This is a genomic window from Kitasatospora sp. NPDC050463 (assembly GCF_040655255.1).
Taxonomy (GTDB): domain Bacteria; phylum Actinomycetota; class Actinomycetes; order Streptomycetales; family Streptomycetaceae; genus Kitasatospora.
Window position 1 is genome coordinate 84,072 of record NZ_JBFAJO010000018.1, and the last position, 22,099, is coordinate 106,170.

Here is a 22,099-nt window from a genome sequence, read left to right on the forward strand (position 1 = left end):
AAGGAGCCGCAGATGTCGATCACCGAAGCAGGACCGCAGGCGGGAGGCAGACGCCGGGACCGCACGCACTACCTCTACCTCGCAGTGATCGCGGCGGTGATCGCGGGCGTGGTGGTCGGACTGGCCGCGCCGTCGTTCGCGGTGGAGCTGAAGCCGATCGGGACCGGCTTCGTCAATCTGATCAAGATGATGATCAGCCCGGTGATCTTCTGCACCATCGTGCTGGGCATCGGCTCGGTGACCAAGGCCGCGAAGGTCGGCAAGGTCGGCGGGCTGGCCCTCGGCTACTTCCTCACCATGTCCACCGTGGCACTGGCCATCGGCCTGCTGGTCGGCAACCTGCTGGAGCCCGGCGGGGGTCTGCACCTGACCGCCGCGCTGGCCAAGTCCGGCCACGCCCAGGCGGCCGCCGGGGGCGCCCAGTCCACCGCCGACTTCCTGCTCGGGATGATCCCGACCACCATGTTCTCGGCCCTCACCGAGGGCAAGGTGCTGCAGACCCTGCTGGTCGCCCTGCTGGCCGGCTTCGCCCTCCAGGCGATGGGCTCCGCCGGCGCGCCGGTGCTGCGCGGGATCGAGCACCTGCAGCGACTGGTGTTCCGGGTCATGTCGATGATCATGTGGGTGGCGCCGATCGGCGCCTTCGGGGCGATGGCCGCGGTGGTCGGCGCGACCGGTACGGCCGCCCTGAAGAGCCTCGCCGTGATCATGATCGGCTTCTACCTCACCTGCGGGCTCTTCGTCGTCGTGGTGCTCGGCACGCTGCTGCGGCTGGTCACCGGGGTGAACGTGTTCACCCTGCTGCGCTACCTCGGCCGCGAGTTCCTGCTGATCCTCTCCACCTCGTCCTCGGAGAGCGCACTGCCCCGCCTGATCGCCAAGATGGAGCACCTGGGCGTCAGCCGCCCGGTCGTCGGCATCACCGTGCCGACCGGCTACAGCTTCAACCTGGACGGCACCGCGATCTACCTCACGATGGCCTCGATCTTCATCTCCGAGGCGATGGACAAGCCGATGTCCGTGGGCGAGCAGTTGTCGCTGCTGGTCTTCATGGTGATCGCCAGCAAGGGCGCGGCCGGGGTCACCGGCGCCGGGCTGGCCACCCTCGCGGGCGGGCTGCAGTCGCACAAGCCGGCACTCGTGGACGGGGTCGGCCTGATCGTCGGCATCGACCGCTTCATGTCCGAGGCCCGCGCGCTGACCAACTTCGCGGGCAACGCGGTGGCCACCGTGCTGATCGGGCACTGGACCGGCGAGTTCGACCGGGAGCGGGCCCGGCAGGTGCTGGCGGGCGGGCTGCCGTTCGACGAGCGGACGCTGGTGGACTCCCACGGTGCGCCCGGTGCGCCGGAAGCCGGCGCCGCCGACGCGCGGCCGGAACCCGTCCCCGCCCAGGGCGGCGCCCCGAGCAAGACGGCCGCCTGAGCCCGCTGCGGCTCCCCAAGCCCCCGGTCCGGCGCCTCGTTCAACTCCCCCGAGCGGCGCCGGGCCGGGGATTCGCACGTCCACCCGGCGGAGGCCGTCCGCCCCCTCCGGAGCCCTCCGGAGCCCTCCGGAGCCGTCAAGGCTCGTCAGAGCTCGTCGGAGCCACTGACCGCCCAGCTCAGGCCGCTCGCCGGATCCTCCAGTGCGACATGCAGGTGGCGCAGCCCGTCCTCCGGATCGCACCAGGTGAAGCAGCGCATCCGGGCCACCAGGGCGTTCACCTCCGGGCGGTGCGGCCCGCCGGCGCCGGCCATCGCGCCGAGCGCCCGCCACAGTGCCAGCCGGCCCTGCGCCGAGCCGTGCGCCCGGTCCGCCGAACCGGCCTGGAGCAGCACCGGGTAGGCGAGCGCGAAGGGCAGGTACCCGCCGGTGACCCGCCGCTCCGGGGCCAGCAGCGCGGCGGCCTGCGACGCCGGCCCCCGGGCGCAGACCACCTCCACCCAGTCCGCCAGCGCGGCCAGCGCCCGGGTCGCCCGCTGCCCGCGCAGCCGGCCGCCCGGCTCGGGCAACAGGACCGGGCCGAGGCCCTCCCGGGTGGCGGGCAGCGTCAGCAGCGCACTGCGCGACCCGCCGGCCGGCAGGTACTCCCGGACCCGCACCCCCTCGCCCCAGCCGGCCGACTCCCAGGGCTCCAGTTGCAGCGGGACGCCCTCCAGATCCGGCTCGGCGCCGTAGGAGAGGTCCTCACCGATCAGGATCCGGGTGTGCGCGACCAGCCGGCGCACCGGCGCCGGGCCGAGCAGCGGGGCCAGCCGCAGCCAGGAGTGCCGGGTGGCGAGCACCTCCCAGAGCGGCCCGGCGTCGTGGTCCGCCGGTCCGGCGGCGGTACCGGGACCCCCGTCGTGGTCGAACAGGCGGACGGCCAGTTCGGGAGGCGCGGCGTACGCGATCAGATGGCCGAGCGACGCGGTCTCCGCCGCCGCCCGCGACTCGCCGTCGCGTGCCACGGCGAGGGCCCGGGCCCGCCGGTAGTGGCCGAGCAGCTCGGACCAGCGGCCGTCCTCGGCCAGGGTGCGGAGCCGCTGCTCCTCGTAGGCGATCACGATGCGCAGCGTACGGGCCGAGGCGTCCGCATCAGCTGACGCACCGTCAGGTCGGTGCGTCGGCCCCTCCCCGCCGCCGCCCGGTGGCATGCGGCGGGCCGTCGTGGACGGGGCGGGCCCGGCCGGCCTCGTGGCGGCGCCCACGGTCGCGCCCGTCCGGGTGTTCGACCGCGTTCCGGTCGGGACGCCCACCCGGACAGCCGGCCCCGCGCCCGGCCGGCCGCCCCGCCTCACGGCCGCCCTCGGGCCCGCGCTCGCCGTGCCCGCCCTCGTCTTCGAGGACCACCCGGAGCCGGGCCAGCGCGCGCCGCCGGGTGACCGCCAGCGTGGAGCGGTGCAGGCCCAGGAGGGCGGCGGCCTCGTCGACGCTGTACCCGTCGAGGTCGACCAGCTGCACCACCCGGGCCTGCTTGGCCGTCAGACAGCTCAGCAACCGGACCACCTCCCAGCGCGCCAGCAACTCCCCCAGCCCTCCGCCACGCGGGTCGACCGAGGCGTGGTCGTCCGGCACCGGCTCGGACAGCAGCACCCGGCGGCGCTCGCGCCGCCACTGGTCGCGCACGAGGTTCGCCATGGTGGTGAACACATAGGCATAGGGCTGCGGATGGCCGAGGAACCGCTCGGGGCGGCGCGCGATCCGCAGGTACGCATCGTGGACGACGTCGTCGGCGGCGATCCGGCTGCCGGTGAGCGTGACGGCCGCACGGCGCAGCCGGGGCAACAGATCCGTGAACACCCGGTTGAATTCGGCCGAGTCGGGAGCGGATCCGAACTCCGGATCCCGCCCGCCCCGGCACCGACCGCTGAATTCCATGCCGCCCCCTCGGAAATCGGCACCCGGAGGCGTGGTTGACGACCCGACCGGCAACCCACCTGTGACGCGCATCACATCATAGTTCGTCGTCTCACTCTTCGCAGTCATTCGTATGCAATGCGTCACCAGTCGGGCGGGGTCGGGGCGTTCCGGACTCCGACGCACCCGGCCGGGGCGAAGCACCATGAGCGAGGAGAGAGCATCCATGTCCGGTTGTATCGCCAGGAACATCGCCAAGTTCGGGATGGTGGCCGCGGCCGCCCTCGGCGCGCTCGGCGCCACCACCCTGCCGGCCGTCGCCGCGCCGACCGCCGCCGACCAGTCCATCTCCGCCGGTTCGGGCGCCTCGGCCCAGGCCGTCACCGCCTCCTACCGCTGCACCATCACCGCCGACTACGGCTGGCGCTGGGAGGGCAACTGCCGGATCTACTCGGGCGAGCTGCGCACCATCACCTACTGCGCCAACGGCACCTCCACCACCGGGCTCTGGATCGGCGCCCGGTCGGAGCCGTGGGCGGTCTGGGGCAACTGCCCGAACTCCAGCTGGACCAGAATCGTGTTCCAGACCCGCGGCTGACCCTCCTCGCACCACGGCGCAGGGTGCCGCCCGCCCGCGGGCGCGCCCTGCGCCGCTCCCGGTACTCCCGCACGGGCGGGCGGCTTATCCGCCCACCGCGCCTTGCACGAATCGCCGAAGCTGCGCACGCACGGCGTCGGCCTGCTCCAACCAGGGTTCGTGCCCGGCGCCCTCGATCCGCGTCAGCGGACGATCGAGCCGGAGCGCGAGTGATTCCAGTGCCGCCACAGGACGAGGATCATCGGCCCCGGCGAGGAGCTCCGTTCGCGCGGGCAGGCACGCGCGCAGCTCGGCCAGATGCGCATCGAGCGGGTCCGCGCGTCCTTCCCCGCCAAGTTCGGCGTTCATGGCCCAGTTGACGGGGCGACGCCGCCGGGCGTCCTGTGCGGCCCGGTGCCACCCATGTTCCGGATCCGCGTGGTCGGTGAACCAAGCCAGCGTGAGAAGTTCGACTTCCTGCTCCTCCGTGCGGTCCGGCACCTCCTGCAACGCACGGAGTCGCTCCTGCTGCGCTCCGGACATGCGGCGGCCTCGCTCCGCTCGGTAACCAAGTCGCCAGTCACCGACGAACGGCCCGCACATCAGAAGCATCGCGGCGACTCGGTCGGGGTGGGTGAGGCAGAACCGGCTCGCCAGATCGGTGCCGTACGAGTGTCCGATCAGCACGGCCTTGGGTACGTCCCATGCATCGAGCAACTCCGCGAGATCGTCGACATGCCGGGCGAGGGAGTGGCGCCCCCGCCACGGGGACCGGCCTGTGCCACGCTGGTCGTACCGATACACGGGCGCAAGGTCCCCGACCATCGCGGCGACATCGGCCAGATAGTCCGGCAGACCAGGACCGCCGTGAAGCATGACCACGGGCGGCTTCCGAGTCGTGTCTCCCAGCGCTGTCCAGTACACCCGGGCCTCGTCGCTCATCGGCGCGAGACCCTGCGTCTCCATCAAGGTCACGTGAAGAACCTACCCGTCTCACCGAAGCTCGGCCGAAGGTCACGAACAAGACTTGACAGAGCATCGGGCGGCCGGGCCGAGGGCGTCAGGCCGCGCGGTGGTGCTGCTCCGGCGTCGGGCGCGCAGGCCGCGCCGGGAACTCCTCGATGGTCAGCTCGCCCGCCTCCCGGCGCACGGCGCGGTCGCGGGTTGTCGGGGAGAGTGCGACGAAGGCCGCGGTGATGAAGAGGAACGACCCGATCCCGACGACGAGCGGGAAGACGAACTCCATCGGACCGGCCCCGTCGAGCCCGGTCCGGCCCGGGTCCAGGTAGGCGTGGACGGCGGCCATCCCGGTGTAGTGCATACAGCTCACCGCGAGGCCCATGACCAGCGAGGCGGCCGTCGCGGCAGCCACGTTGCGGATGGTGACGGCGGCCCAGAGCGCGCCGGTGGCGGCGCCGACCGCGATGAGGACGGACAGCGCCACCGTGCCCGGGTCGTACCGCAGGCCGCCGTGCATCCGCAGGGCCGCCATGCCGACGTAGTGCATCGCGGCGATGCCGAGTCCGGTGACGAGCCCGCCGGTCAGCAGCGCGGGGCCGCAGCGGCGCCCGTACCCGACGGCGAACACCCCCAGACCGGTGACCACGACGGCCACCAGCAGACCGAGCACCGTCAGCGGGACGCTGTAGCGCAGCTCGGTGCCGTCGACGGTGAAGCCGAACATCGCCACGAAGTGCATCGTCCAGACCCCGCAGCCGATCGCGGCGGCCGCCGTGAGCAGCCAGTTCCGGCGGGCGGCACCGGTCGCGGCGAGGCCTCGCAGGGTGCAGCGCAGGCCGATCGCCGCGCCGGCGCACGCCACCACGTAGGAGAGCGCGGGCGTCAGCCAGCCGGAACCGAGATGGCTCGTGGTGCCCATGGGACCTCCGGTCGACCGGTCGGGCCCGGGGCGGTTCGCGCCGCGTCCGGGCTCCCTGGACCGGGCGGACTCCGCGCGGCCGGCCGACGGGTGACCGGTCCGGGGGATCGATCACCCGTCATATGCCGGCAGCACGTGCGCTTCCGGTCCGGGGTGCGTGGGACGCTATCCGGGGACAGGAATTCGTCACCCGAACATGTGAAAAGCCGCCCCCGAGGTGCGGGCACTGTGCTCGAATGGTCCGTCCTGTGCCGCCGGGCACCGCCGACGAACGGCACCCGGCGCCCCGGACCCCGGGCCCCGGCCGCGCACCGGGCGGGCCATCGACGGCCTACTCGTACTCGGTGCCGCCCTTGCGGGTCAGGTAGGCGTCGCCGACCACCTTGGCGATCGCCCGGCCGCCCACCACCGGGCTGTACCGCTCGACCACCGGACGGACCACCACCCCCTCCCGCAGGTGCAGTTCACGCCCGGAGACCGTCTCGCGCCCCTGGGCCAGCGCCAGCACGGTGTCCGGATCGAACGGACCGCGCCACAGCTCCGGCACCAACGGCAGCTCGCCGTCGAGCAGTTCGGCCGCCGACAGCCAGCGCAGCTGCCCGTCCACCACCGCCGAGACATCGAACGCGGCATAGCCGGGCAGCTCGGAACGGCCGGACTCGCCGTACGTCAGGTCCTGCACGCCGGCGCCGAACACCTCGCCGAAGACGCCCACCCGCTCGGCCCCGAGCCGCTCCGCCAGCCGGGCGGCCACCGCCGGGATGCCGTGCGCCCGCACGGCCCGCCAGTACAGGTTCCGCTCGTCCTCGACCAGCGCCAGTCCCTGGGCGCCGATGCCCTTCGAGGACACCTGCACCTCGCCCCCGGCGGCGTGGTAGGTGACCAGGCAGCAGCTGCCGTGCAGCTTCTCGGTCAGCACGACCGGCTCACCGGGCTCGAAGATTCCGGGGAAGCGCTTGAGGTTCTCGATGTCCACCCACGGCAGCAGGTCCGGCGCGCGGACCACCTCGCCGTTCATCGACGTCGGGATCGGCGGCTGCCACTTGACGACGCCCAGCCGCTCGGCGAAGTCCTCGCCGCGTTCGGCGGCGGCCGCCAGATCGGTGCCCGCCAGCGCGCCGGGCCGGCAGACGATGCCCTGGGAGAGCTCGCCGCGCAGCCGGACGGCCTTGACCCGGTCGGCCCCGCTCCCGGCCAGCCGCCCGGTCAGGCCCAGCTCCTCGATCAGCGCGGCGGGCAGCACGGCCTGCTCGGGGATGTAGACGGCGTGGTCACCCGTCCGGTACGCGCCCTTGGCCACCACCGCCCGGTAGAGCCCGACCTGCGCCAGCTCCAGGGCGTCGGCATTCGGATGCGCCAGGATGGTCAGCCGTTCGGCGGTGACACGCAGTGTGGACATGGGTGGGCTCCTCCCCTTGGCTCGGCCGGTCGGCCGGCGGTGCGGTGCGGTGCGGTGCGTGCGGGTACGCGGACATCGGGCGAGTACGCGGACCTACGGCGGGTACGCGGACCTACGGCTGCCCGGACGTACGGCTGCGCGGTCGGGCGACCCCTCCGCGCTCACGCCCGGCGCTCACTCTCGCCTCTCGGGGTGCCCGCACGCCAAGGGTTTTCCGGTGCCGTCGACGCCGCCCGGGCAGGCCTGCCCGGGTGCCGTTTGAGCCTTGCCACAGTTCGGGCGGCAAGGCCGATGGCATTCGCCTGTGCGATGTGACAGGCGATTTTCTGCTGGTATTTGCGGCACTATGATCGGCGTAATAGCCGCACTTGCGGCAGCGTCCCGCGCCCTTCCGGCGCACCCAGGAGGGGTAGGACCGATGAGCACCCGTACCGCCGGCACCCGCAGACTCGCCGTCGCCACCGCAGCGGCCCTCGCCCTCGGCCTCGGGGTCACCGCCTGCGGCGGCGACGGCGGCGACCAGGCCTCCGGCGACTCGTCCGACACGGCATCGACCACCGGAGCGGCGTCCACCGGGGCGTCGTCCGGCGCCGCCGAGGTGTCCGGTCCGATCACCGTCTTCGCCGCCGCCTCGCTCAAGGAGGCCTTCACCGACCTCGGCAGGAAGTTCGAGGCGGCGCACCCGGGCGCCAAGGTCACGTTCAACTTCGGCGGCAGCTCCAGCCTCGCCACCAGCATCAACTCCGGAGCTCCCGCCGACGTCTTCGCCGCCGCCAGCCCCGCCACCATGAAGACGGTCACCGACGCGGGCGGCGCCACCGGCGAGCCGAAGACCTTCGTCAGGAACACGCTCACCATCGCCGTGCCCAAGGGCAACCCCAAGCGCCTCGCCGCGCTGAACGACCTCGCCGCCCCCGGCGTCAAGGTCGCGCTCTGCGCGAAGGAGGTGCCGTGCGGCGACGCCGCCCGGACCGCGCTCAAGGCGGCCGGCGTCAACCTCACCCCGGTCACCCTGGAGCAGGACGTCAAGGGCGCCCTGACCAAGGTCGAACTGGGCGAGGTCGACGCGTCGCTGGTCTACCGGACCGATGTGAAGGCCGATGCTGCGAAGATCGACGGCGTGGACTTCCCCGAGGCCGCCAAGGCCGTGAACGACTACCCGATCGCCGCCCTCGCCAAGGCTCCCCACAAGGACGCCGCCGCCGCCTTCGTCGCGTACGTCCGCTCACCCGAGGCACAGCAGGTGCTCACCGCGGCGGGCTTCCAGACGCCGTGAGCCGCCGCACCACCCGGGGCCACGCGTCCGGCGTCGGCGCGCGCGCCGTCTCCGGCGCCGAGCCCGGGCAAGCGGGCCTGCCGCACCGGCGGCGGCGCGCGCGCCGCGTCCCGGTCGCGCTGCTGCTCCCGGCGCTGCTCGGGCTGGCGTTCCTGACCCTGCCCCTGGTCGGGCTGCTGGTCCGGGCCCCCTGGAGCACCCTGTCCGAACAGCTCACCAGCACCGAGGTGTGGGACGCCCTGCGGCTCTCGCTGTTCTGCGCGACGGCGGCCACGGGGGTGTCGCTGGTGCTCGGGGTGCCGCTGGCCTGGGTACTGGCGCGGACCGAACTGCCCGGCCGCCGGCTGGTCCGGGCGCTGGTCACGCTGCCGCTCGTGCTGCCGCCGGTGGTCGGCGGTGTGGCGCTGCTGCTGGTGCTCGGACGGCGCGGAATCGTCGGGTCCTGGCTGGACTCCGCCTTCGGGATCACCCTGCCGTTCACCACCACCGGTGTGGTGGTCGCCGAGGCGTTCGTCGCGATGCCCTTCCTGGTGATCAGCGTCGAGGGCGCGCTCCGGGCGGCCGACCCCCGCTACGAGGAGGCGGCCGCCACCCTGGGCGCCTCCCGGCTGACCGCCTTCCGCCGGGTGACCCTGCCGCTGATCTCCCCCGGCATCGGGGCCGGCGCGGTGCTGGCCTGGGCCCGGGCGCTCGGCGAGTTCGGCGCGACGATCACTTTCGCGGGCAACTTCCCGGGCCGGACGCAGACCATGCCGCTCGCCGTCTACCTGGCCATGGAGTCCGACCCGGAGGCGGCGATCGCGCTGTCACTCGTCCTGCTGGTGGTCTCCGTCGCCGTCCTGGCCGGCCTGCGCGACCGCTGGCTGTCCGCGCCGTGAGCGGCACCGTACCCGCCGCCCGCCCCCGGCCCGCCGTACGCGCCGTGCCTGCCGCCGTCACCGTGGGCGCGCCGCCGCCCCGCACCTCCCCCAGGACACCGCCACGATGACTGCCGCGAAGCACGCCCTCGACGCCCGGCTGCGGGTGGACCGCGCCGCCTTCAGCCTCGACCTCGCGCTCACCGCCGCCCCCGGCGAGGTGGTCGCCCTGCTCGGGCCTAACGGCGCCGGCAAGTCCACCGCGCTGCGCGCGCTCGCCGGGCTGCTCCCGCTCACCGGCGGCCACCTGCGGTTGGACGGCCGCGTGCTGGAGGACCCGGCCCGGCGGCTGCACACCCCCGCCGAGGAGCGGCCGGTCGGCGTGGTGTTCCAGGACTACCTGCTCTTCCCGCACCTCAGCGCGCTCGACAACGTCGCGTTCGGCCCGCGCTGCCAGGGCCGGCCCAAGCGCGAGGCCCGGGCCGAGGCCGCCGGCTGGCTGGAGCGGATGGGCCTGGCCGAGCACGCGGGCACCCGCCCCGGCCGGCTCTCCGGCGGCCAGGCGCAGCGGGTCGCGCTGGCCCGGGCGCTGGCCGTCCGGCCCCGGCTGCTGTTGCTCGACGAGCCGCTCGCCGCCCTGGACGCCCGTACCCGCCTCGACGTCCGCTCGCAACTGCGGCGCCACCTGGCCGGGTTCGAGGCGGTGGCGGTGCTGGTGACGCACGATCCGCTGGACGCGATGGTGCTGGCCGACCGGTTGGTGGTGATCGAGGACGGCCGCGAGGTGCAGTCCGGCAGCCCCGCCGAGATCGCCCGGCGGCCGCGTACCGACTACATCGCCCGCCTGGTCGGCCTCAACCTTTACCAGGGCCGCGCGGACGGCCACCGGGTCACCCTGGCCGACGGCGCCGTGCTGGCCACCTCCGAGGAGCTGACCGGCCCGGCGTTCGTGGCCTTCCCACCGGCCGCCGTGACGCTGCACCGGGAGGCTCCCAAGGGCAGCGCGCGCAACGTGTGGGAGCTGGAGGTCGCGGGCCTGGACCTGCACGGCGACCAGGTCCGCGCCGACCTGGTCGGCGCCCTCCCGATGGCGGCCGACCTCACCCCCGCCGCCGCGGCCGAACTGGACCTGGCGACCGGCACGACCGTCTGGGCCTCGGTCAAGGCCGTCCAGACCCACGCCTACCCGGCCTGAGCCACCACGGCCCGGTTGCCCTGCCCCGCGCCGACCCGGCCCGGCGCAGCGGGCTACTCCGAGGGTTCCACGAAGCCGGACTCGTACGCGGCGATCACCGCCTGGGTGCGGTCCCGGGCCCCGAGCTTCGCCAGCACGCTGCTGACGTGCGTCTTCACCGTCTGCACGCCGAGGAACAGCTGCCCGGCGATCTCGGCGTTGGTCAGCCCCCGGGCCACCAGGCGCAGCACCTCGCTCTCGCGCTCGGTCAGCGCGGCGCGGGCCATCGCGTCCCGGGCCGCCCGGTTGCCCTGACCGGCGGCGAGGCGGCGGATCGCGGTGGGGAAGAGCAGCGACTCGCCCGCCGCGACCAGACGGACGGCGTGGGCGATCTCGGCGGGCCGGGAGCGCTTCAGCAGGAAGCCGTCGGCACCCGCCCGCAGGGCCTGGTAGACGTAGTCGTCGTTCTCGAAGGTCGTGACGACGAGGATCTTCGGCGGCTGCCCACCGGGCGCCTCGGGTGCGTCCGGTACCTCGGGTGCCTCGGGTACCTCGGGTGCCACTGGGCGCACCAGCTCGCGGGTCGCCGCGAGCCCGTCCAGCCGCGGCATCCGCACGTCCATCAGCACCACGTGCGGGCGCAGCCGGCGCGCCATGGCGACCGCCTCGGCCCCGTCCGCCGCCTCGCCGACCACCCGCAGGTCGCCCTGCGCCTCCAGGACGGCCCGCAGCCCGGCCCGGACCAGCTCCTCGTCGTCGGCGAGCAGAATGTCGATCATCACGCGCCCAAGCGTAGGGGCATCCGCACGGCCAGCACCCACTGCCCGGACTCGGCCCCGGCCGAGGCCTCGCCGCCGAGCAACGCGGCCCGCTCGCGGATGCCACGAAGCCCCTTGCCGCCCCGGCGCGGTGTCGCACGGGCGGCGGCCGGCACCAGCGCGTTGACGCAGCGCAGTTCCAACTGTCCGTCGTGCAGGGCGATCCGGACGGTGATCGGCTCACCGGGCGCGTACTTGAGGGCGTTGGTGACGCCCTCCTGGACGATGCGGTAGCCCTCGCGGGAGAGCACCCCGGGCAGGTTCGCCGCCGGCACGTCGATCCACGCCTCGACCGGACTGCCGGCCGAGCGCGCGGTGTCGAGGAGCGCGGGCACCTGGTCGATGCCGGGACGCTCGGTGGCCACGGCGTCCGCGCTCCCGGGAGCACCGTCCGCACCGGCTCCGTCACGGGTCTCGCGGAGCAGGACGAGGTGCGCTCCAGGTCCTCCATCGCCTGCCGACCGGTCTCCTCGATGACCTCGAGCGCCCTGGCGACGAACTGCGGATCGTCGACCACCCGCGCCGCGCCCGCCTGAATGACCGTCACCGTCAGCGCGTGGCCGATCGAGTCGTGCAGCTCACGGGCCAACCGGTTGCGCTCCAGCAGCCGCTCGGCCCGCAGCTCGGCGGCGGCCAGCCGTTCCGCCGGAGATGGCCCCAGCAACCGTACCGCCATGACGAGTTGCAAGCGGCCGGCCCAGACGATCAGCCAGCCCAGGGCGATCAGCAGCGGCGGCGCCATGAGCGGGTACCAGCGGATCCCCCCGGACTCCGGCAGCCGGTGGCCGAACACCTCCGGCGCGGGGTGGAGGAGCAGGTCGAAGGCGGCGGCCGGGACCAGCACGGAGAGGCTGCCGACGGCCACTCCGAGCGCCACCCGCCCGAGCAGCCACGCCGCCGTCCGGCGCCGGTCGGCCCAGGTGCGGGCCGGTTCGGCGGCGATGTCCTGCTCCCGCGCGGGCATCAGCAGCAGCCGGGCCTGAACGCCCTCGGCCCGGCGCATCGCGGGCACCAGCGCAGCCACCGCGAGCAGCCCGGCATCCACCGGGACGGCCCGCACCAGCACCTCGGTGAGGCTCCACCCGTCCGTCCCCGGGTAGACCGTCAGGACGGCCCCGGCGAAGACCAGACCGATCATCAGATGGAGCCACCGCACATAGGTGGCACCACTCAGCAGGGGCGCGAGGATCCTGGACACTCGGTCATCCTGCCAGCTCAGCGGGCTGGAGGGACTCCCTCCCGAGAGGGAGGACGCGCCACTCCCCGGCGGGATCCGTCGCGGCCGCCCGCTCCGGTCGAATAGGGCCATCGACAGAGAGGGAGGCAGCCGTGATCCAGGTTCAGGGCCTCACCAAGGAGTACGACGGCACACGCGTGGTCGACGACCTCGACTTCGAGGTCCGGCCCGGCGTGGTCACGGGCTTCCTCGGGCCGAACGGCGCGGGCAAGAGCACCACCCTGCGGATGGTCCTCGGCCTGGACCGGCCGACCGCCGGCCGCGCCCTGGTCAACGGCCGCCACTACGCCGAACTGGCCGATCCGCTGCGGCAGGTCGGAGCACTGCTCGACGCCCACGCCCTGCACGGCGGCCGGACCGCCCGCGGCCACCTGCGCTGGCTGGCCGCCGCGGGCGGCCTGCCGGAGCGCCGGGTGGCCGAGGTACTCGACCAGGTCGGCCTCGGCGACGCGGCCGGCCGCCGGATCCGCGGATTCTCGCTCGGCATGCGCCAGCGCCTGGGCGTCGCCGCCGCGCTGCTCGGCGATCCGCCGGTGCTGATGCTCGACGAGCCGGTCAACGGCCTCGATCCGGAGGGCATCCGCTGGATCCGCACCCTGTTGCGCGGGCTCGCCGCCGAAGGCCGGTCGGTCCTGGTCTCCTCGCACCTGATGACCGAGATGGCGCTCACCGCCGACCATCTGGTGGTGATCGGCCGGGGCCGGCTACTGGCGGACGCGGCCACCTCCGACGTCATCGACCGCCACGGCCGCACCCGGGTCCGGGTCCGCGCGGTGGACCCGGCGAAGCTGGCCACCCTGCTGGGTGGCTCCGACCTGGCCGCCGAACCGGTGGACGGCGGCGCCTGGGAGGTCAGCGGCGCCACCCCGGAGCGGATCGCCGCACTGGCGGCGGCCAACGGTGTGGTGCTGTACGAGATCACCGTCCGACAGGACTCACTGGAGGAGGCGTTCATGCGGATGACCGCCGACAGCGTCGAGTACCGGGCGGTGGCGGCATGAGCAGCACCGGCCACCCGCTCCGCACCGACGCCTGCACCGCTACTGCCACTGCCGTTGCCACCGCCGCCGCCACCGCCGCGCCGGAGTCCACCGGGGCGGGCCTCGCGCACGTCCTGCGGTCCGAGTGGATCAAGCTCACCACCCTCCGCTCGCTCTGGCTGACCCCGGTCCTCGCAGTGCTGCTGACCGCCGGGCTCGGCACCGCCGCAGCCGCGGCGTTCGGCGACCGGGACGCCGGCCTGTCCGACGATCCCGGCCTCGGGATCCACTACGGCCTCAACTTCGGTCAGGCCGCCCTGACCTGCTTCGGCGTCCTGCTGATCGGGCAGGAGTTCAACACCCGCATGATCGGCACCTCGCTCACCGCCGTCCCCCGCCGCGACCGGCTCTACACCGGGAAGCTCGCCCTCGGCGCGCTCGTCGCCCTCGCCGCCGGCCTGCTCGGGACCGCCGGCTCCATCGCCGGCAACGCGGCCTTCTCCCCCGGCGCCTGGCACGGCCCCGCCCTGCTCCGCAGCGCCACTGCCGGGGTGCTGTACCCGGTGCTGCTCGTGGTGTTCTGCTTCGGCCTCACCGCCGTGCTGCGCAACCTCACCGCCGCGATGGGCCTGCTGGTGCCGACCGTCTTCCTGCTCTCCCCGCTGCTCGGCGGCGTGCCCGGTGTCCGTCGCGTGGTGCAGTTCCTTCCCGACCGGGCCGGCCAGTACGCGCTGCACTACGGCGACGACCCGCAGGTCGCCTACGGCCACTGGACCGGCCTGCTGATCATGGCGCTCTGGGCGGGCGCGGCCGCGTACGCCGGCCTGCGCGCCCTGCGCCGCACCGACGCCTGAGGAGGCCCTCCGATGACGACGACCATCGTCGCCGCACTCCGTTCGGAACGGATCAAGTTCGCCACCCTCCGCTCCCAGTGGATCGCCCCGCTCGTCGCCCTCGCGCTGACCGTCGGCATCACCACCGCCGTCAATGCCGCGTACGGGCAGGTGGACCACACCCCGGGCGAGGACCAGTCCGAGGGGATCTACTACGGCCTGCAGTTCGGCCACGTCGCCGTGGCCTGCGTGGGCATCCTGCTGATCGGACAGGAGTTCGACACCCGCATGATCGGCACCTCGCTCACCGCCGTCCCCCGGCGCGGCCGGCTCTACGGCGCGAAACTGGCCCTCGGCGCCGGGGTCGGGCTGCTGCTGGGGCTGGTCTCCACGGTCGGCTCGTTCCTGGTCGTCGCCGCCACCGCGGGGGTCGACCTGTCCGCCCTCGGCACGGGGCGCAGCTTCCTCGCCGGTGTGCTCTACCACCCGCTGCTGGTGGTGCTCTGCCTCGGCCTGACCGCCGTACTGCGCAACCTCGGTGTCGCGCTCGGTCTGCTCACCCCGATGCTCTTCCTCGGCACCACTCTGCTGGCGGCGATCCCCGGGGTGCGCGAGGCGGGCCAGTTCCTGCCCGACCGGGCCGGCTTCCACGCGATGCGCACCCAGGCGGACCCGACGGTCCACTACGGCCACTGGACCGGCCTGCTGATCATGGCACTCTGGGCGGCCGCGTACGCCGGCCTGCGCTCGGTACGGCGGTACGCGGTCCGAAGCGGGTGACGGACGGCGGCCGTGCCCGTCACCCGCCCGGCCCCGCGCTCAGCCGCGCAGTGCCGGGTGCTCCGCGATCACCGTGCAGCTCCCCGGGGCGATCTCGGTGAACCCGGCGTCCTGGACCAGCGGCAGACCGCTCGCCACCAGCTCCGCCCACGCCTCGGGGGTGGCCGTCCGGACCGCCAGCGCGAAGCCGGACTCGGCCCACTCCTTACGCTGCGCGTCGTCCAGTCGCCACCAGGCGAGTTGGGCGGCGTGCCCGGTCTGGGCCATCGTCTTGCCCGCGCTCATCTCCAGCTCCGGGTTCAGCCAGAGCACCGGCAGCCCGTCCCCGGCGGCGGGGACGGGGCCGCTCTCCTCCAGATCGGTGCCGGAGACCTGGAGCTTGGCGAGCTCCTTGGGCCAGCCGTCGAGCGGAACCGGCGGGAAGACCCGCACCTCGGCCTCCTGACCGGCCACCGTGATGCCCGGCAGCTCGCCCGCCCGGCGCCACTCGCCGCCCCGCGCCCGCCGGACGACCTTGCGGATCCGGGCGTCCTCCCAGGCCTCGACCCGCTCGGCCCACTCGCCGTCCGGCCCGGTGACCCGGGGGTCGGACAGCAGGGTGAGCACGGCCCGCGCCGAAGTCTCCAGTGCGTCGGTCCGCCCGGGCGGCTCGGCCCGCTCCAGCCGGACGACCAGCGGCAGCACGTACTGCGGTCGGGCGTCGCGGTCCTCGGGAGCAGGGGCGGGGACGGGGGCGTCGAACGGAGAAGTCACCCGTCCAGCATGCCAGCACCCACTGCGCGGCGATCACGACAGGTCGGCCGGTCCGGTCCGCAGGGCCGGGCGCGGGATGCGGAGTTCGGCGCCGGGCGCCGGGCTGGGGGCCAGGAGAGCGCTTGGAGGGCGGGCGGCGAGCGGCGGGCGATTGGAGGGCGAGCGGTGAGCGGCGAACAGGGGGCGGGCGGTCAGCGCAGGCGCCGGCGCAGTTCGTCGACGGCGGCCCGGATGCCCGCGCTGTAGGCATCCTCCGGCAACGCGTCGAGGCTCCGCACCGCGCGCTCCAGTTGCTCGCGCGCCCGCTCCGGCTCACCGAGCTTGAGGTGGTCGGAGGCCAGGTTGAGGTGCAGGGACGGATAGAACGCCCGGACCTGCAGGGCCGAGGCGTAGGTCTGCGCACGCTCGGCGGTCAGCGAGTCGGCGGCCTCCAGCGCCCGGATGTCCCACTCCAGCTCGGCGCGCGGATCGTCCTGCAGATCCGCCAGATAGTGGGCGAGCACGCAGCGGTGGAACACGTCGCCGCGCTCGCCGAGCGCGTCCCAGAGCCGCTCGAAGCTCTCCCTGGCCTGCGCCGTCCGCCCGCGCTGGGCAGCCTCGACGCCTTCGAGGCCCAGCGTGAGCCGCGCCAGCACCCGGTCGTCGGCAGCCGACGCGGCGGCGGCGAAGGCGTCCGCGCCAGGGGGCGCGGCGGAGACGTCGGTGACACCGCCCCCGGTAGCGGATCCGCCAGAAATGTCAGACATATCGGACATACCCGCAGCCTAGCCGCCACCCGCACACCTCGCCGGGCCGTGCCCCTACCGCCGATGACCGGGAGCGCAGCCGACCGGAGCCGCCGGCGGTACGCCGCGTCAGCGCCGGTAGCCGCGCTGCGGGTCCCGTTCCTCGGCGTCCTCGTACACCAGGAACCAGCCCTCCGGGTGGGTCGCCGTGAGCAGCAGCTCGGTGCGCTGCTCGGCGCTCAGCTCCGGATCGCCGTCGTCCGGCCCGAAGACACCGAACAGCTCGTCGTGGCAGCCGTCCCAGTCGTAGTCGTAGAGGTCGGCCGGCAGGTCGCCCATCATGTCGGCGACCGACTCGGGCTGTGCGCCGAGCAGCGTACGGGCGTCCACCAGGGCCATCCGCAGCGCGATCTCCTCGGCCAGGCAGCGCGGCAGAGGCCACTCGCCGAGCGCGAGGTCGTCGGCGAGGTCGTCGAAGGCGCGGGCCATCGCCCGGCGCCAGCTCCGGTGCTGGCGCCAGGTGCGCTGCGGCAGCCGGGCGAAGACCGTCCAGTCCGCCTCGTCGCCGTCGGTGACCGGCTCGTCCTCGTGCTCCTCCAGGTCGTCGTACGCGGCGTCGGCCAGCCCGAGCAGCTGGGCGTGGAGGAGACAGGCGGTGCGCGGGGTCAGCGTCCAGTCGCCGGTCCCGCCGCCGCCGTCCTCGTCCTCGCCGCCGTCCAGCGGGAACAACTCGGCGAAATCCGGCGCGAAGTCCTCGGTGACGCTGATCTCCAGCGTCCCGCCGATCGCCTCGACGCCCGGAATCGCGGCCACCAGCCGGTCCGGGTGCAGCAGCGCGCCGAGCGCCGCATTGGCGTCCTCGGACACCTCGCGCAGCAGCTCACGGCGCTGGCCGGCCGGGTCGACGCCCTCGAAGTCCAGCTCCTCGACGGCCGCGATCGCAGCCGCACGCAACGCCGGCCAGTCGGTGATCCGCAGGCCCAGCACCACCGTCGCCTCGATCTCCTGCGCGCCGGAGTCCTCCGCCGCGCCCGGCCCCTGTGGATGATCGCTTCGCTCGCCCATGGGGCTACGGTACGGCCTTTCCGTCGCCCGATCACCGGTCCGTCCAGCATCTCGACGCCTTCTCCGCCGGTTCCCGGCCATGCCTCTGCCCACCGGCAGTGCGCAGCCCGCAGGATGGCCCCATGGCTAACATCGACGAATTCGGCGGCGGGCAGCGCCCGGACGCCCAGGTCCTGGTCGTGACCACCAACGACATCCCCGGCTTCCGGGTCGACCACGTCATCGGCGAGGTCTTCGGCCTGACGGTCCGCAGCCGGCACATCGGCAGCCAGATCGGCGCCTCCCTGAAGTCACTGGTCGGCGGCGAGCTGCGGGGTCTGACGAAGACCCTGGTGGAGAGCCGCAACGAGGCGATGGAGCGGCTGGTCGAGCAGACCAAGGCGCGCGGCGGCAACGCGGTGCTGATGTTCCGATTCGATGTCACGGAGGCCGCGGACGCCGGCACCGAGGTGTGCGCCTACGGCACGGCCGTGGTGATCTCCCCGGTCACCTGAGCCGACGGCCGGAGCCGCTCGCCGGAGTCCGGCCCGGCGTAGGGCCCACGGTCGGTGGTCTGTGATCCGTGGTCCGTGGTCCGTGCTCGGCGGTCCGTGGGTCCGTGATCATGGCCGGTGGACGGTGGTCCGCGGCCCGGACCGGGAACACTCCCTCACCGCCGTATGTTTCACCGGCGTGACTGTTTACGGTGCAACCACTGCCGGGGCCACCGAGGCCGGCGCCACGCCGCGCGAGACCGCCCCGCTCGATGCCGGCGCCACCGGCGGTACCCGGCGAGTCGACGTCCTGGTGGTGGGTGCCGGGCAGGCCGGCCTCTCCGCCGCCTACCACCTGCGCCGCCGCGGCTTCGCGCCCTACCGGGCCGACGCCGACGGCGGCTTCGTCGTCCTCGATGCCGGCGCCGGACCCGGCGGCGCCTGGGCGCACCGCGCACCCTCGCTGCGGATGGCCACCGTGCACGGCTTCCACGACCTGCCCGACTTCGAACTGCCCGAGCCCGACCCCGGCGCACCCGCCCGTGAGGTGGTGCCGGGGTACTTCACGGCGTACGAGGCGAAGCACGCGCTCCCGGTGGTGCGCCCCGTCCACGTCCGCGCGGTGCGCTCGGCGTCCGACCGGCCGGACGCCCGCCTGCTGGTCGAGACCGACACCGGTACCTGGTCCACCCGGGCGCTGATCAACGCCACCGGCACCTGGACCCGCCCCTTCCTGCCGCACTACCCCGGCCACTTCGCCGGTCGGCAGCTGCACTACGCCGAGTACCGGGGGCCGGAGGAGTTCACCGGCGAGCGCGTCCTGGTGGTCGGCGGCGGCGCCTCGGCGGTCCAGGTGCTGTCCGAGGTCGCCGCCGTCGGCGAGACGGTCTGGGTCACCCGCACCCCGCCCGTCTACCACGAGGGCCCGTTCACCCCCGAGTACGGCCGCGCGGTGGTCGCCAAGGTCGAGGAGCGGGTGCGCCAGGGCCTGCCGGTGCGCAGCGTGGTGAGCGTCACCGGGCTCGGCCCCTCGGTCGCCTACCGCCGCGCCGAGGAGCTGGGCGCGCTGCACCGCCGCCCGATGTTCGACCGCCTGACCGAGCACGGGGTCGCCTGGGGCGAGCAGGAGCTGCCGGTCGACGCCATCGTCTGGGCCACCGGCTTCCGCCCCGAGGTCGGCCACCTCGCACCGCTCGGCCTGCGCTCCCCCGGCGGCGGCATCGCCCTCACCGGCACCCGCGCCACCGCCGACCCCCGCGTCCACCTGGTCGGCTACGGCCCGTCCGCCAGCACCGTCGGCGCCAACCGCGCGGGCCGGGCCGCCGTCCGGGAGATCGTCGCGCTGCTCGGATCCCCGGCCGGCGAGGCCGCGGTGCCCGCTCAGCGGTCGTAGTCGACCGTCACCCGGTCGGTGAGCGGGCGGGCCTGGCAGGTCAGCACGTAGCCGGCGGCCAGCTCCTTCTCCTCCAGCGCGAAGTTGCGGCGCATCTCCACCTCGCCCTCGGTGACCAGGGCGCGGCAGGTGCCGCAGACCCCGCCCTTGCAGGCGAACGGCAGGTCGGGGCGGGAACGCTGGGCCCCGTCCAGGACGGAGCGGTCGCGCGGCAGCGAGAGCGTGCTGCCGCGCCCGTCGAGGACGACGGTGACCTCGCTGTGCGCGACGCCGTCCGCCCGCTCGGGCCGCTCGGCGCGCTCGGCGGCCGGTTCGTCCTCGGCGTGGAACAGCTCCTGGTGCACCCGCGCGGCCGGCACACCCAGCCCGGCCAGCAGCTCCTTGGCCCCGGTGACCATTCCGAACGGCCCGCAGAGCCACCAGTGACCGACCGCCGGAACGTCCACCAGCGCGGTCAGCAGCGCCTCGACCCGCTCCGGGTCCAGCCGCCCGCTGAGCAGCTCGGCGTCCCGGGTCTCCCGGGACAGCACGTGCACCAGCTGGAACCGGCCGAGGTAGCGGTCCTTGAGGTCGGCCAGCTCGTCGGCGAACATCACGGTGTCGCTGCGCCGGTTGCCGTAGAGCAGGGTGACGGTGGAGGTGCGGTCGGCGGCCAGCACGGAGGCGGCGATGGAGAGCATCGGGGTGATGCCCGAGCCGGCCGCCAGCAGGACGTGGTCGGCGGGCTCGCCCAGCGCGGGAGTGAAGAGCCCCGACGGGGTCAGCACCTCGACCTCGTCGCCCGCCCGCGCGTCCCGCACCAGCCGGCGGGAGAACAGCCCGCCGGGCACCTCGCGGACGGCGATCCGCAGTGGACCGCCGACGGGGGCGCAGATCGAGTACGAGCGGCGCTCGTCGACGCCGTCCACCACCTGGCGCAGCGTCAGCGTCTGCCCCGGACGGAACGCGAACTCCTCGGCGAGGCCGTCCGGCACCTCGAAGGTCACCGCGACGGCGTCCTCGCAGAGCCGCTCCACCTCGGCGATCCGCAGGTGGTGGAAGACCGGGCGGCGGGCGGGGCGCACGGCCGCGTCCGGACCGACCGCGGGGGCCGGGCGGGCGGGCGAAGCCGGGCCGGCGGCCTGACCGGGGCGGTCAGCCTGATCGGGGCGGGCGACCATTCAGATCTCCTTGACGCGTTCGAAGGGCTCGCGGCACTCGCGGCAGCGCCACAGCGCCTTGCAGGCGGTCGAGCCGAAGCGGGACAGCTCCTCGGTGTCGGTGCCGCCGCAGAGCGGGCAGGTCACCAGGTGACGGGTCGGGCCGAGGGCCAGCAGGCCGGGGGACGACTGGCGCGCCGACGCGGGACCGGGCGGGGCGATGCCCGCCTCGGCCAGCTTGCGGCGGCCCTCCTCGGTGATCAGGTCGGTGGACCACGGCGGATCCAGCCGCAGCCGGACCCGTACGTCCGGGTAGCCCGCCGCCCGCAGCCGGCGGTCCACGTCGGCCGCCATCTCGGCGACGGCCGGGCAACCGGAGTAGGTCGGGGTCAGCCAGGCGGTCACCGTCGGGCCGTCCGCCTCGACCCCGGCCAGCACTCCGAGGTCGGCGAGGGTGAGCATGGGCAGCTCCGGATCCGGGACGGTCGCCGCGACCTCCCAGGCCCGGCTGCCCGTGGTCGTCACCATGTCGCCCCCGGGTGCGCGCGGGCCACCACCTGGAACTCGGCCAGCAGCGGGCCGAGCGCCTCGGTGTGCACGCCGTCCCGCCCGGCCCGCCCGCCGACCGGGGCCAGCCCCGGCACCTCGGGCACGGTCAGCCCGGCCTCGGCGAGAACGGCGGCCAGCGAGCGCAGCACCGGCTCGCGCAGCGTGGCCGGATCCACCCCGACCCGCAGCTCCACCGGATGCGCCGTGAACAACTCCTCCACCAGCGGCCAGACCGCGTCCAGACCGGCCTGCATCCGCTGCGCCGAGTACGGCGTCCCGTCGCCGAGCCGCAACGTCCAGGCGGTGGCGTACTCGCGGTGGTACTCCAGCTCCTTCACGCCCCGGGCCGCGACCGCCGCCAGCACCGGGTCGCGGTGCCCCGCCAGTGCCTCGTACAGCGCGCCGCGCGCGGTGGCGAAGACCAGCAGCCGGGCGGTCGAGAACGCGAAGTCCCCGTTCGGCGCCTCGACCAGGCGGACATTGCGGAAGTCGTGCTCCTCGCGCCAGTACGCCAGGTCGTCCTCGGATCGGCCGGAGCCGTCCGCCTGACCGGCCCGGGTGAGCAGCTGGCGGGCCTGGCCGAGCAGGTCGAGGCCGAGGTTGGCGAGCGCGACCTCCTCCTCCAGCTCGGGCGCCCTGGTGCACCACTCGGTGAGCCGCTGGGCAAGGACGAGGGCGTCGTCGCCCAGCATCAGGCAGTAGGCCGCGAGGTCGGTGCCGTCCAGTCCGGGCGGCACGGCGGTGTCCACGCCGAGCAGCGGGTCGGCGAAGCCCGTCCCGTAGGCCCAGCGGCCCTCGCCCTCGGGCTCGGCGGACGCCTCGGAGAGGCTCAGGTAGACGTGGTCGTCTGTCATGGTTCTGCTGCTCCCCG

24 protein-coding genes and 1 pseudogene are annotated in these 22,099 nt (G+C 74.5%); 11 read left to right on the forward strand and 14 right to left on the reverse strand.

Annotation, left to right across the window (positions count from 1 at the left end):
* Positions 1 to 12 precede the first annotated feature (12 nt).
* Positions 13 to 1,425 (forward strand): cation:dicarboxylase symporter family transporter, encoded by a 1,413-nt coding sequence (locus tag AB0J08_RS14280; RefSeq protein WP_360632241.1) that lies wholly within the window; start codon positions 13 to 15, stop codon positions 1,423 to 1,425.
* 146 nt (positions 1,426 to 1,571) lie between these two features.
* On the opposite strand, the gene AB0J08_RS14285 is transcribed toward AB0J08_RS14280, so the two are convergent.
* Entirely contained in the window at positions 1,572 to 2,528 is a 957-nt protein-coding gene (locus AB0J08_RS14285) for a hypothetical protein (RefSeq protein WP_360632244.1), read from the reverse strand.
* Between the two features lie 46 nt (positions 2,529 to 2,574).
* Positions 2,575 to 3,342 carry an RNA polymerase sigma factor gene (locus AB0J08_RS14290; RefSeq protein WP_360632247.1) on the reverse strand — a complete coding sequence of 256 codons (768 nt, stop codon included), beginning with the start codon at positions 3,340 to 3,342 and terminating at the stop codon, positions 2,575 to 2,577.
* Positions 3,343 to 3,547: 205 nt separating this feature from the next.
* On the opposite strand from AB0J08_RS14290, the gene AB0J08_RS14295 reads away from it, so the two are divergent.
* Positions 3,548 to 3,919 carry a hypothetical protein gene (locus AB0J08_RS14295; protein ID WP_360632251.1) on the forward strand — a complete coding sequence of 124 codons (372 nt, stop codon included), beginning with the start codon at positions 3,548 to 3,550 and terminating at the stop codon, positions 3,917 to 3,919.
* A gap of 84 nt (positions 3,920 to 4,003) precedes the next feature.
* Here the strand turns inward: AB0J08_RS14295 and AB0J08_RS14300 are convergent, their stop codons facing one another.
* The 3 genes from AB0J08_RS14300 to AB0J08_RS14310 form a co-directional block, all read right to left on the reverse strand.
* Positions 4,004 to 4,864, reverse strand: a complete 861-nt coding sequence (locus AB0J08_RS14300; RefSeq protein ID WP_360632412.1) for an alpha/beta hydrolase — start codon at positions 4,862 to 4,864, stop codon at positions 4,004 to 4,006.
* Positions 4,865 to 4,958: 94 nt separating this feature from the next.
* Positions 4,959 to 5,777: an MHYT domain-containing protein gene (locus AB0J08_RS14305; RefSeq protein WP_360632254.1), complete on the reverse strand. Its 819-nt coding sequence runs from the start codon at positions 5,775 to 5,777 to the stop codon at positions 4,959 to 4,961.
* 331 nt (positions 5,778 to 6,108) lie between these two features.
* Positions 6,109 to 7,176: an RNA ligase (ATP) gene (locus AB0J08_RS14310; RefSeq protein ID WP_360632257.1), complete on the reverse strand. Its 1,068-nt coding sequence runs from the start codon at positions 7,174 to 7,176 to the stop codon at positions 6,109 to 6,111.
* Positions 7,177 to 7,594: 418 nt separating this feature from the next.
* Between AB0J08_RS14310 and modA the strand changes: the two genes are divergently transcribed.
* The 3 genes from modA to AB0J08_RS14325 all read left to right on the forward strand — a co-directional run bounded on the left by modA (position 7,595) and on the right by AB0J08_RS14325 (position 10,504).
* Complete coding sequence (gene modA / locus AB0J08_RS14315) at positions 7,595 to 8,452, forward strand: molybdate ABC transporter substrate-binding protein (protein WP_360632260.1); 858 nt, start codon at positions 7,595 to 7,597, stop codon at positions 8,450 to 8,452.
* A 77-nt stretch (positions 8,453 to 8,529) separates the two neighbouring features.
* Positions 8,530 to 9,330 (forward strand): ABC transporter permease, encoded by an 801-nt coding sequence (locus tag AB0J08_RS14320; RefSeq protein ID WP_360632415.1) that lies wholly within the window; start codon positions 8,530 to 8,532, stop codon positions 9,328 to 9,330.
* A gap of 106 nt (positions 9,331 to 9,436) precedes the next feature.
* Positions 9,437 to 10,504, forward strand: coding sequence for an ABC transporter ATP-binding protein (locus AB0J08_RS14325; protein ID WP_360632263.1), 1,068 nt, complete (start codon positions 9,437 to 9,439; stop codon positions 10,502 to 10,504).
* Positions 10,505 to 10,557: 53 nt separating this feature from the next.
* On the opposite strand, the gene AB0J08_RS14330 is transcribed toward AB0J08_RS14325, so the two are convergent.
* The 3 genes and pseudogenes from AB0J08_RS14330 to AB0J08_RS14340 form a co-directional block, all read right to left on the reverse strand.
* Entirely contained in the window at positions 10,558 to 11,265 is a 708-nt protein-coding gene (locus AB0J08_RS14330; RefSeq protein WP_360632266.1) for a response regulator transcription factor, read from the reverse strand.
* Positions 11,262 to 11,666, reverse strand: a complete 405-nt coding sequence (locus AB0J08_RS14335) for a hypothetical protein (RefSeq protein WP_360632269.1) — start codon at positions 11,664 to 11,666, stop codon at positions 11,262 to 11,264. Before AB0J08_RS14335 ends, AB0J08_RS14330 begins: the two co-directional genes overlap by 4 nt.
* Before the next feature lie 125 nt (positions 11,667 to 11,791).
* A pseudogene (locus tag AB0J08_RS14340) lies at positions 11,792 to 12,043 on the reverse strand (histidine kinase); the annotation flags it as partial.
* Here AB0J08_RS14340 and AB0J08_RS14345 point away from each other — a divergent pair.
* The 4 genes from AB0J08_RS14345 (at position 11,976) to AB0J08_RS14360 (ending at position 15,131) form a co-directional block, all read left to right on the forward strand.
* On the forward strand, positions 11,976 to 12,284 hold the full coding sequence (locus tag AB0J08_RS14345; protein WP_360632272.1) for a hypothetical protein: 309 nt from the start codon (positions 11,976 to 11,978) through the stop codon (positions 12,282 to 12,284). The pseudogene AB0J08_RS14340 and the gene AB0J08_RS14345 sit on opposite strands and share 68 nt — an antisense overlap.
* A 346-nt stretch (positions 12,285 to 12,630) precedes the next feature.
* Positions 12,631 to 13,539, forward strand: a complete 909-nt coding sequence (locus AB0J08_RS14350; RefSeq protein WP_360632275.1) for an ABC transporter ATP-binding protein — start codon at positions 12,631 to 12,633, stop codon at positions 13,537 to 13,539.
* A complete protein-coding gene (locus AB0J08_RS14355) occupies positions 13,536 to 14,372 on the forward strand; it encodes an ABC transporter permease (RefSeq protein ID WP_360632278.1) in 837 nt (278 codons plus the stop codon). Before AB0J08_RS14350 ends, AB0J08_RS14355 begins: the two co-directional genes overlap by 4 nt.
* A 12-nt stretch (positions 14,373 to 14,384) precedes the next feature.
* Positions 14,385 to 15,131, forward strand: a complete 747-nt coding sequence (locus tag AB0J08_RS14360; RefSeq protein WP_360632281.1) for a hypothetical protein — start codon at positions 14,385 to 14,387, stop codon at positions 15,129 to 15,131.
* 39 nt (positions 15,132 to 15,170) lie between these two features.
* Here AB0J08_RS14360 and AB0J08_RS14365 read toward each other — a convergent pair whose 3' ends face one another.
* The 3 genes from AB0J08_RS14365 to AB0J08_RS14375 all read right to left on the reverse strand — a co-directional run bounded on the left by AB0J08_RS14365 (position 15,171) and on the right by AB0J08_RS14375 (position 17,674).
* Positions 15,171 to 15,884, reverse strand: a complete 714-nt coding sequence (locus AB0J08_RS14365) for an aminoacyl-tRNA hydrolase (protein WP_360632285.1) — start codon at positions 15,882 to 15,884, stop codon at positions 15,171 to 15,173.
* A 191-nt stretch (positions 15,885 to 16,075) separates the two neighbouring features.
* Entirely contained in the window at positions 16,076 to 16,639 is a 564-nt protein-coding gene (locus AB0J08_RS14370; protein WP_360632289.1) for a hypothetical protein, read from the reverse strand.
* Between the two features lie 99 nt (positions 16,640 to 16,738).
* Complete coding sequence (locus tag AB0J08_RS14375) at positions 16,739 to 17,674, reverse strand: hypothetical protein (RefSeq protein WP_360632292.1); 936 nt, start codon at positions 17,672 to 17,674, stop codon at positions 16,739 to 16,741.
* Between the two features lie 122 nt (positions 17,675 to 17,796).
* On the opposite strand from AB0J08_RS14375, the gene AB0J08_RS14380 reads away from it, so the two are divergent.
* Together AB0J08_RS14380 and AB0J08_RS14385 are read left to right on the forward strand one after the other, a co-directional pair.
* On the forward strand, positions 17,797 to 18,168 hold the full coding sequence (locus AB0J08_RS14380) for a YbjQ family protein (protein ID WP_360632295.1): 372 nt from the start codon (positions 17,797 to 17,799) through the stop codon (positions 18,166 to 18,168).
* A 289-nt stretch (positions 18,169 to 18,457) separates the two neighbouring features.
* The gene (locus tag AB0J08_RS14385) at positions 18,458 to 19,540 is read left to right on the forward strand and encodes an NAD(P)-binding domain-containing protein (RefSeq protein ID WP_360632419.1); all 1,083 of its coding nucleotides are present in this window, start codon (positions 18,458 to 18,460) and stop codon (positions 19,538 to 19,540) included.
* Here AB0J08_RS14385 and paaE read toward each other — a convergent pair.
* The 3 genes from paaE to paaC are packed head-to-tail and all read right to left on the reverse strand — an operon-like array spanning position 19,528 to position 22,082.
* Positions 19,528 to 20,700, reverse strand: a complete 1,173-nt coding sequence (gene paaE / locus AB0J08_RS14390) for a 1,2-phenylacetyl-CoA epoxidase subunit PaaE (RefSeq protein WP_360632298.1) — start codon at positions 20,698 to 20,700, stop codon at positions 19,528 to 19,530. The genes AB0J08_RS14385 and paaE overlap by 13 nt on opposite strands.
* Positions 20,701 to 21,207 (reverse strand): 1,2-phenylacetyl-CoA epoxidase subunit PaaD, encoded by a 507-nt coding sequence (gene paaD / locus AB0J08_RS14395; protein ID WP_360632301.1) that lies wholly within the window; start codon positions 21,205 to 21,207, stop codon positions 20,701 to 20,703.
* The gene (gene paaC, locus AB0J08_RS14400; protein ID WP_360632304.1) at positions 21,201 to 22,082 is read right to left on the reverse strand and encodes a 1,2-phenylacetyl-CoA epoxidase subunit PaaC; all 882 of its coding nucleotides are present in this window, start codon (positions 22,080 to 22,082) and stop codon (positions 21,201 to 21,203) included. Before paaC ends, paaD begins: the two co-directional genes overlap by 7 nt.
* Positions 22,083 to 22,099: the final 17 nt, after the last annotated feature.

Bases quoted from the DNA above. Each gene is read 5' to 3' on its own strand.
- AB0J08_RS14280 (WP_360632241.1), top strand. From the start codon at position 13: ATGTCGATCACCGAAGCAGGACCGCAGGCGGGAGGCAGACGCCGGGAC.
- AB0J08_RS14290 (WP_360632247.1), bottom strand. From the start codon at position 3,342: ATGGAATTCAGCGGTCGGTGCCGGGGCGGGCGGGATCCGGAGTTCGGA.
- AB0J08_RS14295 (WP_360632251.1), top strand. From the start codon at position 3,548: ATGTCCGGTTGTATCGCCAGGAACATCGCCAAGTTCGGGATGGTGGCC.
- AB0J08_RS14300 (WP_360632412.1), bottom strand. From the start codon at position 4,864: ATGGAGACGCAGGGTCTCGCGCCGATGAGCGACGAGGCCCGGGTGTAC.
- AB0J08_RS14305 (WP_360632254.1), bottom strand. From the start codon at position 5,777: ATGGGCACCACGAGCCATCTCGGTTCCGGCTGGCTGACGCCCGCGCTC.
- AB0J08_RS14310 (WP_360632257.1), bottom strand. From the start codon at position 7,176: ATGTCCACACTGCGTGTCACCGCCGAACGGCTGACCATCCTGGCGCAT.
- modA (WP_360632260.1), top strand. From the start codon at position 7,595: ATGAGCACCCGTACCGCCGGCACCCGCAGACTCGCCGTCGCCACCGCA.
- AB0J08_RS14325 (WP_360632263.1), top strand. From the start codon at position 9,437: ATGACTGCCGCGAAGCACGCCCTCGACGCCCGGCTGCGGGTGGACCGC.
- AB0J08_RS14345 (WP_360632272.1), top strand. From the start codon at position 11,976: ATGACGAGTTGCAAGCGGCCGGCCCAGACGATCAGCCAGCCCAGGGCG.
- AB0J08_RS14355 (WP_360632278.1), top strand. From the start codon at position 13,536: ATGAGCAGCACCGGCCACCCGCTCCGCACCGACGCCTGCACCGCTACT.
- AB0J08_RS14360 (WP_360632281.1), top strand. From the start codon at position 14,385: ATGACGACGACCATCGTCGCCGCACTCCGTTCGGAACGGATCAAGTTC.
- AB0J08_RS14370 (WP_360632289.1), bottom strand. From the start codon at position 16,639: ATGTCCGATATGTCTGACATTTCTGGCGGATCCGCTACCGGGGGCGGT.
- AB0J08_RS14375 (WP_360632292.1), bottom strand. From the start codon at position 17,674: ATGGGCGAGCGAAGCGATCATCCACAGGGGCCGGGCGCGGCGGAGGAC.
- AB0J08_RS14380 (WP_360632295.1), top strand. From the start codon at position 17,797: ATGGCTAACATCGACGAATTCGGCGGCGGGCAGCGCCCGGACGCCCAG.
- paaE (WP_360632298.1), bottom strand. From the start codon at position 20,700: ATGGTCGCCCGCCCCGATCAGGCTGACCGCCCCGGTCAGGCCGCCGGC.
- paaD (WP_360632301.1), bottom strand. From the start codon at position 21,207: ATGGTGACGACCACGGGCAGCCGGGCCTGGGAGGTCGCGGCGACCGTC.
- paaC (WP_360632304.1), bottom strand. From the start codon at position 22,082: ATGACAGACGACCACGTCTACCTGAGCCTCTCCGAGGCGTCCGCCGAG.